General features: G+C 37.6%; 8 protein-coding genes, 1 tRNA gene and 1 pseudogene. 2 read left to right on the plus strand and 8 right to left on the minus strand.

Annotation, left to right across the window (positions count from 1 at the left end; translation table 11 throughout):
* Positions 1 to 33 precede the first annotated feature (33 nt).
* From tatB to dsr1, 8 genes and pseudogenes are all read right to left on the minus strand, one after another.
* A complete protein-coding gene (gene tatB, locus GQR47_RS15800) occupies positions 34 to 366 on the minus strand; it encodes a Sec-independent protein translocase protein TatB (RefSeq protein ID WP_008467380.1) in 333 nt (110 codons plus the stop codon).
* A gap of 5 nt (positions 367 to 371) precedes the next feature.
* Positions 372 to 620, minus strand: a complete 249-nt coding sequence (gene tatA, locus GQR47_RS15805) for a Sec-independent protein translocase subunit TatA (RefSeq protein ID WP_008467382.1) — start codon at positions 618 to 620, stop codon at positions 372 to 374.
* 80 nt (positions 621 to 700) lie between these two features.
* Positions 701 to 901, minus strand: a pseudogene (ubiB, locus tag GQR47_RS15810) (ubiquinone biosynthesis regulatory protein kinase UbiB); the annotation flags it as partial.
* A gap of 4 nt (positions 902 to 905) precedes the next feature.
* On the minus strand, positions 906 to 2255 hold the full coding sequence (locus GQR47_RS15815) for an IS66 family transposase (RefSeq protein WP_240915901.1): 1350 nt from the start codon (positions 2253 to 2255) through the stop codon (positions 906 to 908).
* Positions 2256 to 2379: 124 nt separating this feature from the next.
* Complete coding sequence (locus GQR47_RS15820; RefSeq protein WP_165724072.1) at positions 2380 to 3594, minus strand: hypothetical protein; 1215 nt, start codon at positions 3592 to 3594, stop codon at positions 2380 to 2382.
* A gap of 86 nt (positions 3595 to 3680) precedes the next feature.
* Positions 3681 to 4484 (minus strand): hypothetical protein, encoded by an 804-nt coding sequence (locus GQR47_RS15825; protein WP_165724073.1) that lies wholly within the window; start codon positions 4482 to 4484, stop codon positions 3681 to 3683.
* Between the two features lie 14 nt (positions 4485 to 4498).
* Positions 4499 to 4589: transfer RNA gene (locus tag GQR47_RS15830), tRNA-OTHER, on the minus strand.
* Between the two features lie 430 nt (positions 4590 to 5019).
* Positions 5020 to 8751, minus strand: a complete 3732-nt coding sequence (gene dsr1 / locus GQR47_RS15835) for an anti-phage defense-associated sirtuin Dsr1 (protein WP_165724075.1) — start codon at positions 8749 to 8751, stop codon at positions 5020 to 5022.
* Positions 8752 to 9349: 598 nt separating this feature from the next.
* Between dsr1 and GQR47_RS15840 the strand changes: the two genes are divergently transcribed.
* On the plus strand, positions 9350 to 9625 hold the full coding sequence (locus GQR47_RS15840; RefSeq protein WP_154904075.1) for a hypothetical protein: 276 nt from the start codon (positions 9350 to 9352) through the stop codon (positions 9623 to 9625).
* 24 nt (positions 9626 to 9649) lie between these two features.
* Positions 9650 to 10543 (plus strand): hypothetical protein, encoded by an 894-nt coding sequence (locus GQR47_RS15845; protein WP_154904074.1) that lies wholly within the window; start codon positions 9650 to 9652, stop codon positions 10541 to 10543.
* Positions 10544 to 10938: the final 395 nt, after the last annotated feature.

Here is a 10938-nt window from a genome sequence, read left to right on the forward strand (position 1 = left end):
TTAGTAAGTTGACCACAAAGTGAGAAATTAACTTCACTTTGTATCATCAATATTTTGCTTATTAGAGGGATCGATTTGATTTTTTTTATAACTGTGGGTCACAGACTGAGCGGCCTGTTGTAGTTCAGTTAGTGAACTTTGTAGTTCAGGACTTAAATCGGTTAAGTTTTGTTGCTCCGCTTTTTTAAGGTTTTCGTGTAATTCGTGCACACGCAACTCTTCGCTCACTTCAGCTTTCACTGAGTTAGCAAGCGACTTTGCAGTTTTTATCCAGCGGCTTACCGTTCTAATTGCTACAGGTAAACGCTCTGGACCAAGCACTACTAAACCAACAATTAAAACAACAATTAGCTCCCACATCCCCATGCTAATTAAACCTTGTTATTGTCTTTATTTTTTTCAGTATGGGCAGAATCAAGCGGTGCACTTTCTTCTGATTTTTGAATCTGCTCTGGCTTTTCTTTATCTGTATTTTTTTCGTCAGACATTGCTTTTTTAAAGCCTTTAACTGCTCCACCTAAATCCCCACCAATACCGCGTAATTTTTTAGTGCCAAACAAAAGTACAATAATTGCTAATACAATCAATAACTGCCAAAGACTAATACCGCCAAATCCCATGTTTATCTCCCGTTTTCATAATTATAAAGTGTATATTTTAAATACTAATTATACGCCTAAAAACGTAAATAGCACTTAGTTTATGTGCTACGCCATGCTGCTATAAAACCAATAATAGCGCTACTTATAGCGATACTTGCAGCAATTAAATCGTGCTGTAAATAAAATAATGCCGCAATAACCATAGCCGCACTGCTAAACAAACCTAAAACCAAAGGTTTATGAGATCCCTTCGGAGCCTGTACTTGAATTTGTGGTGGACGTTTTAAGCTTTGATAAATGTAACTATTCAGCCTCATCTGAAATGAATATATCAGGCAGCTGATTTTTGAATAATAACTCAAGGGCTAGGCTTGCAGATACATATTGTTTTCTGCAAGTCGATAAATAGCTTCTCAGCAAGCAGAACATTTCAGCTCCTTGCTTACTTCTAAAACACCCCGATATTTTTTGATGAACCTTGGTCATCCTAATATCATTCTCGCCTTGGTTGTTGGTAAATGGCACGCCACTGCTCATCATGAAACGTAAAACATCATCTTGATAATCTCTTAGTCGTTCCAATAATGCGCGGGATTTGGTTCGCTTTAATAGGCCTCGCTGACCTTTCACTCGGCTACTTTTATCTGGTGGTGGACATTTAGCGTCACCTTGAAGCAATATTTTTTGATATTGCTCACGATATTTCTGTTTAGCCCCTTTATCTAGGTCGGGATTATCTATTTGAGCTTTATTCATTTCTTTAAGTAAGGTTTGCATATCCTTCGCCCATTGCATGCCGTCTTGCTCCCAAGCCCTTTCTAATTCTCGGATGTGGTGAGCATTACATAATGCATGTTGGCATTGGGTATATTGATAATATGGCTTCCAATGGTCATGACATAGCACACCGGTAAAGTGCGGTAAAATACCGGCCTCATCCATCGCTATTTTTCCTCTTTTTTCATGAGGATAAAAATAAGTCCACCAAGTCGTTGATGCACCATGAAGCCATCGCCGTTTACCGCCGATATTAATGCCAGTCTCATCAACATGCAAAGTTTGATACGGGCTTTGTAATGCCGCTTTGATGATACCTTCTGCGCCCGATGACTTTACCAGTGCCGCTGCTTGTTCATTAAAGTTAAATAAACTGCCGGCACTGATCGGAATACCTAGTTGGTCACTAAAGTATTCTTCAATGCGGTTATAAGGGAGTAATTGATATTGTGATAAGTAAACCGCATGAGCTTTCACACCAACACCATATTGAATAGGACCGTTAACACCTTGGGGGAATTCACCAACAAACCGCTTCCCTTGCTCATTCTCAAGGATTTGAGCCTGGTATTCGGTCACCACTTTACTGATATCTATATCGACGACTTGTCGCTTTTGAAAACCCACCTCACGATAGTGACCTTTAGGTAAAAAATCTCGGTCAACTAAAATGACTTGTACCTCATCAGGTGTTTCTGTTTGAGTCAGCGTTTTACCTACTCGGCCTTTTTGTCCGCCAGCTGATTTTTCTGACTTCTCTCTCGTTGGCTTTGTACGGTTGATATCTTTTGATGGAGGAATGCTACTATTTTGACTATTAAGTCCTAATTTACTAGCTAGCATAACAACGACAACAAGAATGAGTTCAATAGACAAAAACGCTTCAGAGCCGAATGACAGCTCTGTGCCATGAGCGGACGGTCGTAACGCCCGAATTTGCAGCTGGTTCGGAGCGCAGCGGAAAACCAGTCCGACAACATGCGTTTGTTAGATTCTAATTTCAAGGCTCTAGCTCATCTAAAATTGAATTAAAACGCCGCGCTACATGTTCGTCGCTTACTGCGTACCTGACGGACTTACTCCCTTTCTCTAAATCAGCAACAATTGGGTATACATTTCGTGACTTTGCTTTCAATATATTAATAGCTATTGGAGCACCAACATTGCTATAAAAAACATTTCGAACATTGCCATAAGAGGTCCTACCCCCAGATGATCCTATGTAACACAGCACTAACCACTCAACATATTGACCCAAAGACTCCTCGGGACAGAATTCCAAGCCACCAATCTCTTCAAGATTACGTAACAGTTCACCGTGAGAATTATGAGCCCCCCATGAATAGCCAACTTTTTTCATTTCATCAAAATAGCTATCATAAAAATCTTTAATTTGAGCTTGCTTCAAATAAGGCAAAAGCCCTGCCCCATAAGCAACACGAGCTTCTATTAGAGTAGGGCCTCGTTTCCCAATTCGCTTAACAAACTCCCTTGCACAAGTAATCATAACTTGGCTATGTGCGAGTGACTTTAATGAATAAAGTGCCATGTAACAGTTGTGACGAACAACATCGGGGAGCTCAACATTCAGTGAGGAGCTTATTAAGAATTTATAGATCTCCATTTGTCGAGGCTCAGGTGCATGACTAAACTCTTCAAGAAGACTTTCATTAAGAGTAGTTGCCTCGGAACGCTCTACAATCTCTTTAATATCTGTAAGCTTAATAAGCTCGATAGGGTCTTTAGATAGAATCACATCAACGCAGGTTCTGAAAATGTATACGCAATCTTCAACACCTGCTTCGTACTCATCATCTTCGTGCTCTAGGTCTTTTCGGATGTCATAAGCACGAAGAATCCGTCGATATTCTGGACGAGACAAAAGCCCCATGCGATAAGCAAGATCAATCATTCGCAAAGTTGAATAGTTTTCGACATTTTCCGCTGACGATATTGGTGGGAGCTTATGTTGTTTAGCAGCCTCAGCAGCGATATCGACACCCGCGAATAGTATTTTTTCTCTAAGATCATGAATGGATGCATTAAATAATCTCTGGCAAGCACTGCTAGGGTCAACATGTAGTAACTTTGTGACGCGCTGAATAAGGTTTTTCGCTTGCCAGTGAGGGCGAATTTGCAACAACAAAGCATTAACACCAGAAGCTTCGATGATCTCCACATTTGCACTTGGAATTAATTCTTGTCCGTTACTCATCTAGTACTCCTAAAGAATCTAACGTCTCAAACATAGGCGCTTTAGAGTCCTAAGCTTTGACTTGTTAACTGGCAGGACGGCACAAACTATAACTCCTGAACAACTTCATGCCGAACTTTAAATAAAGCATCAGATTGAGCACCGATTAACGATGGGAAATTTGAACGTATAAAGTTATCAAATTTCTTCTTTTGCTTATCTTCTCCATTTACGCCAAGTACGTTTTTGTAATCATAAACTAGCTCTCTGGCTACTATCTGATTTCTAAGAGACGTACTAGATGTAATATATGGAGTTAACTTGTCATCTAAATGACGTACATATCTGATAGTTACAGAAATGAGTGTCGTAAAGTCTTTGAGAGTAATTTTTTTAGCGTCCAAGTTTGATAATGTTTGAGCTATATCTATAGCGGCATGCCTATCTCTAATTACATTGGCATTCTCTAGTAGAGTTTTACGCAACTTTGTTGACAAAGAAGTTTTACTATTATGCACCACTTGATTTCGCCACCTGACAAGTAACACAACCATAGGCGTCCAATAGCTTTCCAAGCTTGGTACCTGTGGAGCGAGTTCTTCTACTTTCTTTGCTGCTCCGTCAACCTTAACCGCTGTAACTATTTTTGGCGGTTGTTCTGGGCAATTACTCAAATATTTAAAATACTCAAGTAATGCTTCCTCAACAAATACAAGGGAGGATCTAACTGCAAAACTTCTTGCTTGAATAGAAGTTTGCTTTGGGTCATTGGTGTCCCATGAAATGGTTAAGTCATCAGGCTTTTCAACTCCGCCTTTAGAGACAGCATTCAAGCCAACACATATTGTGTTTAACGAATAAACCGCGTCCCCGACAGAACTTAAAAAATTCTTTAAACCTTCACTTTCCATTTTATACCTTTAATTGGTGGTACCGTGAGGACTCGAACCTCAACCTCCTGCTTTAATTTCACAAAGTAATAGACAGGTATCTTAAACCAATTAGACCACAGCACCTTTTTCATTGAAGCAGTTAACATTTTAATAGTGCGCTCGTCGCGCATATTTCAACCGACGCCAGATTCATTTTTCTGCATTATATAGTTTTAACAAATAACCTAAGGTATTACTAGCACTAAGTTTTCTATAACTTTAAATAAAAGTTAAATAGAAAAATATGCGCTCAGCGCTCATCTTCATGAATATATGCGCAAAGAGCAGTTTAACCAATCAATTCATGACAGTCTTTGTCCAATCTCAATGTCCGGTTGTCGCTCTTTGACGAAGTTCGGCTCTGTGCCAGCGGACCTTCAATCGTAGCTCGTTTCAGCCCCATTCCGAGCTAACGTAAATGCTCTAAAAGTTTGTTTCGAGATTAACGGACGGTCATTGACTAAAATTTCAAAGTTAAAAATGTTTTGTTTGAACTCAGAAGAACCATATAAGACTAACCTGTTAACATTCCCAACGCATTTAATCTCGAGAATTTTTGAGTTTCTATTAATAACGGATCAACTGAGCTAATTCGAGCTAAAATTGCGTTTAAATCACCCATTATAATACTAGGTTCATCCTCGATAATTTGATTTAAAAACTTCAATACAGTTTCAGGATATTTCTCAGGTAAACTTGTTTCATTTAACTTTCTCAATAAATAATTAAAATCACTAATATTACTTAAGCTATGCTGCAGTATAGAATAACTTTCTACAAAATATTTTTGAGTGTTTAAACATAGAATTGCAAGTTGATTTATTGTTAATTCATTAAAATTTTGATTTTTAGGCCAAACTTTTAATAAGAATGTTTTAATTCTATTTTCCCAGTATTCATCAAATTTATCTCCAGAACTTGTTAATGCATCGTTTAAAGCAACAGTAACATGATAAAAAGCATTTCCGGAGAGTTGCGAGAAGGCAACGGCGACTTCTTTGACTCCATATTCATCATATTTCTGGAGAGCAACATAGGTTAAAAATTTGACATACTGTTGTGATTGTTCACCTAAATCATCTAAATGAGATGCTGTTTCTAATAAATTTACTTTTATTTTAATTAAAAACTCTTTGTGCAATCTTGGTGACCATAAGTAGCAAAACCATGCTACCTGAGAAAAACTACAATCGCTCCAATTAAACCAGTTTAAAATATGCTCTTCAGCCCACTCAGGTGAAACACTATAAAGAGATAAAGCATTAGTAGATATAATTGCTTTAGATAAAATATATATTTCATTATCTTGATTGCACAGATGATTGAGCCTTTCCTTATAATCTGAACTTATGCCATAGCCATCTTTTGGTTTTTCTCTATACCATTGTTTAAATAAAAGTTCAGTCAAGATTCCAACGGGGTGATTTATTGCAGCCATTAGCGGATCTCTATTAATATCAATCTCTTTTTCAAATGGTAAAGTTATTAATAAATCATAAAAGGTAAAAAATTTACTTTTTGTAATTACCTTACAATCGAAATTTTTATCAAGCCAAAACGCAAGAGACCTTGATATGTCGACTAACTTTTCTTTCTCTAAACTTAGAAGATAATTACATGACGAGTCCCAAGCAATATAAGAAAGCCGCCTATTTTCAGACCAAATGCTTATTGCCTCATTCCATCGTTCTGGTAGCCATGAATTACATTGAATAAGTGCCTCTATAACAAATTTTGGTTCTTTTCTACATCGAATGGGCCAATCATCCTCATTTCGAAACCCTACCTCAGGGTTATCCTCCAGCCATGTTATTAAACTATTAAGCTCTAAAGGGGTATTATTTTCCAGTCCTTTATGAAAGCCTGTACTCATCCAAAAAGGGAACTCTTGTTCCTCTTTAATGTGTTTACCCCACATTGGATGCTTTTGAAGCATTTTTTCATATGCCCTATCACCCTCAATACCAACATTTAGTCTAGATCTTTTTAATTTGGATAATCTAAGCCAAATAGCACGATCTTTAATATCCTTAAACTCTTGCTCTGTAAGTTCTTTCCTAAACCAAGATTTAGATGGCCCTTTTAAAATATTACAAACTAGTCGATTCTTATCAACATCACTTAAATTTAAAAAAAGTTTTGGTAATAAACTTAATATCTCTCGTTGTGTCGCAGTATTCCATAACCAACGTGAGTCATCTATTTCCAGTAGCTCATTTACATCCACTGAAAAATTTTGGGGTAACTCTGCTAAAGCAAATAATGCCAACCTTTTGAAGATTGGAAATGGTAACGCCCACCAATCCATAATAGCGTTCATAGCGGCATTGGGATTGGTTGTTTTCATTGAAAGCCATGAGTCTCTAACTAACTCAATTAATACAGTCCAATCATTATGATGTTTATTCTGTGGATGTTTCGCGATAGAAGGCTGGTGAATGTATGAATAATCATAATACTCATTTACTTCCCCCAGTAAACTCCTCAACTCCATTATTTCTAATAGAATTAAATTAAACTCAATAAATAGATTACCAATATCATGGCTCCATTTATCAACTTTATTTAGTTCTTTCAACGCAGAATATGGGTGAGAGCTAGTGAGAACAACCTCACTCCTAAAAATACGTTTTATCCCACTCACAGAGCTAGCTAAACTCAGAGGCTCACTAAAACGGATTCTTGGAGAAAGTAATGTCTTTAGCTCATGTTTGAGGGGTAATGATAAATAGCTTACCTTATATTTACCTACCCATGAGTAAAGACTAAAACGATGGCTAGAATTAGTGCAATAGCCCGATAGTATTAACTCCCATATAGTTAGCATTTCTTCACCTAAATTAGCGCATAAAATGTCATTACTATTTTTCCTGTGCGCTCTTAGCTCATTATTAATTTTCCAGTGTAAATCGCTATGTAGCCTTCCTCCCTGTTTACATAAAAAGAGAACTAGTTCTGGTTTATCTAAGTGCTTAACTAACCAGATGCCAAGAAAGTTCATTACTTTATCCCACTCGACCTCATCATGAGAAAAACTTGCTAATGACATATTTGGAGAATAAGCGCTTTTTGGAGGCCTACTGAAAAGTCTAAACTCAAAATTTTCTTTAAAGCTTGTGTCTACTATACCAAAACGCGGTAGATCACTTTTATCAAGCTTAATTTCATTAAGTACATTCAACCATTCAATAGGTGGAGGGGGGGTTAATTGAGCAAATGTTTTTGCAGGAATACCAGTTGGGTCACTTAAAGCCCAAGCAAGTCTGTATGCATATCCATTACCTAAATCCGCTTCAGATGGCTTTGTAAAAGCAGTCGTTACTACTATTTGTTGCTTTCCAACCAGTCCGTCTCTATAGGTTTCAGACCATTTTTCTAACGTTTTATGTAAATAATAATGATGTCGGTGGTTTTTGTACAAAATAGGTGTGACATTTTTAGCTAACCAGTTTTGCTTTTCGCGCTCATATTCTTTTTCTTCATTTTTACCTGTTTTATAATTACCAAACGCGAACATCTCAGGAGGTGATTCACCTAGTAAACGGTCCGCGGCTAAAGCATCCATCATATATCTAAGTACAGGATCATTAAGGCTGTATCCTACAAAGCATACTACATAAGTTCTAAACAGCTCACTAACAAATCGTGAAGCCCATCTCTCATTCAAGTATGCCAATCCGAAGTCACCACTTGAAATAACTAAATTATCAAGGTCAAAATCGCTGATGTTCTCAGGTATTAATCCATGTAAATAAACCAAACCACTCCACCTACTTTTTGGGACTGGAAGTAATGGAGCTTGAAATATAGGAAAGTCTATTTTTTCACTTAAGCTAACGTCTTGAAAAATTCTATCAAAGTTGGTAGTTATTAAACGAACTCGTTTATCTTTTGTTGTTGCGAGCTGAAGTAAAGCTTTGTGAGTAGTAGTAGCATTTGCATCAGAGTAATCAGGTTTCAATTGATTAACCAACTCTTTTCTAACAGCGTTTCTCCATTCACTACTTGGTCTAGTCGCTTCTAGTAATGATACAGCAGTGTCAAATTGTTCTAGCTTTAATGTTTGCTCTTGTATTGGAGAAGGATCAACACCTAGATTCTCATATAAGCTTCTAACAAGCCCACCAAACCCCGGGAGTTTAGCTGGAAAAGATATTCCAGCACCGCAAAAGAAAACAACCTTACCTTCTTCATGTGCTTGTAATAGCTTTTCAGGAATATTTGGTCCATTATTCACAAACTGCATTACAAAAATCCTTTTAGTAAAATTTCCTCCATATAAAATCAATAGAGGGTGTATCTGAAGGTGAAAATAACATATCTCCCCTTAAAAGAATAATCTTTCGCACATAAGGCTTTACATAAGTACAACAAGTCAAAGCCGTAAACCTTCCCCTTGGGCATCACAAATGTAACGACAGTATATTGCATATAGCCATTTACGGCTCTAACTCATTTATGTCCATCGACGATTTATCAATATAACTCACCTTTGCCCCAAGACGTGTTAAAGTAATTACTCTATAGGTCGGCTTTGAGCGAGAAGCAGACGGTTGAACAAACTCATTTTTGGACAAAAATTCGTTAGGGCGATTTCATCAATAATGCCCTTTTAAGGTGTTTGCAACGCAATACCATACAGCCATATGTCAATATAAACACTGGGCTCATCGTATTATAAAAACGCTATGCGTTACGAATCAGTCTTAGGCAGTTATGTACATTATTTTACATACAAGCTACAAGTTTACTGGTACAATTCATGTTAAATTGTCCTATACTATTTTACATGTAGGATACTTGTAGCCAATATGATAAAAAGTGTTGGCATTGGGAGAGAAACGATGAGATTTAATCACTTACATACAGATGACCTACCCAACATTGATATGTCTATAAAAAAATGTATCAACTCAGGGCAATGGTTTTTGTTTAAAGCCCCGTCGGAGGCTGGAGATGCCGTATACATGTTAAAGGTAGATAATACGCTTTATTCTTTAGATCAGTTTGGCAGTCCCTTAAGCGAGGTTACTATTGCTTCAGATTCAATAATGGATGAACTATTTTACTTTGATGATATCGATAGTCCGAAGTCTCTTAGTAATCAACTAACCGCATAACCAAAAATAAAAAAGAACGAAATAGTGAGCTTATTGAATAATAATACTAAGTGGGTGCTTTTTCTTTCGACAAGCCACTCTGCTCCTGAGGACCGCCACATTTACGATCTTTCATTTGGGGTAATGTGTTTAGAAAATGCGGGAGTCGACCCGAGCGATATTTTCATTTACATAGATGGTCAGAAACGTGCTGATATTGAAAGTAAAGTATCTATGGGTACTAATAATACATACAATATCCGAACAAGCGCCGACTTTTTCAGTGACATTCAGACATACAGCCATGATAATTTAGTCATGTTTGTAACAGGGCATGGTGGTCTCGAAGGTATCGATGCGTCACCCGGGATCACCCCACACAAATTAGTTGATGCTCTTAAATCGTCTCCTGACCTCCAAAACTCAATTGTATATCTTGGTCAGTGTTTTGCTGGCACCTTCAACTACATGCCTGTAGGCTCAACTAAAGAGTCAAGCAATAGTGTTATTTTGGTTGGTGCAACAGGCTTGCATCCAAGTCTAAGCCTGTCAACATCAGAGAACCTACAAGGGAATAACTTACGTTGGTCAGCTAACGTTTTCCTGCTTCACGCTTTTAAATGGTTTTCAACACCCAAAGATATGGATGGTGATGGGAAACATACCATAATGGACTCTTATAAATATGCCGGTGTATTGAGTAATAGCTCACAGGTCAGCACAAAGGCACAAACCTTTGTAGACCTTATCGGCTCATATCAAGAGCTTATTCAGGCTGCAAATGCAGCCCGAAGTACCGGCACTCCTTTACAAAGAATGCAGTGGGATTTAGAGGCAAAAGCAAAGAGACAAAATTACTCCGAGGCATGTTCTATACATAACGTGCATCAAGAGTGCTGGATATTAAACTCTATTCCAGCACAAAGTATCGAGCTTTAAAAATGTTCTAATATAGCTCCAACTTCGGGGCTATAGCTTGTCCGCTTTCATAAACATAAAAATTTAATATCAACCCTGCGGGTCGTTTTTCTACCCAGTATTGTTTTTCGATTTCTTGACTATAGAACCCGTCATCAATTGATAAATCAGTATTTTTAATGAAAGATAACCACCCACTCTTAGTTCAAAGCAGACCTTTAGAGCATTTACGCTAACGTTTTTTGGGGCAAAGGCGAGTTATATTTATAACTCGTCGATGGACATAAACAAGTTGGAAAACATTTCCAACTTATTTCTTCGTTTCAAGGTGAGCGTCTAGCGAACTACACCTATGTTTTAAAATTCCAGGGTAACAAGCTGTCGATATCGGGCTCAGGCTGGCACAGTTCATCAAG

The sequence above is a fragment of the Pseudoalteromonas sp. Z1A2 genome (assembly GCF_011378755.1).
In the GTDB taxonomy this organism is placed as follows: Bacteria; Pseudomonadota; Gammaproteobacteria; order Enterobacterales; family Alteromonadaceae; genus Pseudoalteromonas; species Pseudoalteromonas distincta.

Coding starts and splice junctions, on each gene's coding strand:
- GQR47_RS15825 (WP_165724073.1), bottom strand. CDS start 4,484: ATGGAAAGTGAAGGTTTAAAGAATTTTTTAAGTTCTGTCGGGGACGCG.
- GQR47_RS15820 (WP_165724072.1), bottom strand. CDS start 3,594: ATGAGTAACGGACAAGAATTAATTCCAAGTGCAAATGTGGAGATCATC.
- GQR47_RS15840 (WP_154904075.1), top strand. CDS start 9,350: ATGAGATTTAATCACTTACATACAGATGACCTACCCAACATTGATATG.
- tatA (WP_008467382.1), bottom strand. CDS start 620: ATGGGATTTGGCGGTATTAGTCTTTGGCAGTTATTGATTGTATTAGCA.
- dsr1 (WP_165724075.1), bottom strand. CDS start 8,751: ATGCAGTTTGTGAATAATGGACCAAATATTCCTGAAAAGCTATTACAA.
- tatB (WP_008467380.1), bottom strand. CDS start 366: ATGGGGATGTGGGAGCTAATTGTTGTTTTAATTGTTGGTTTAGTAGTG.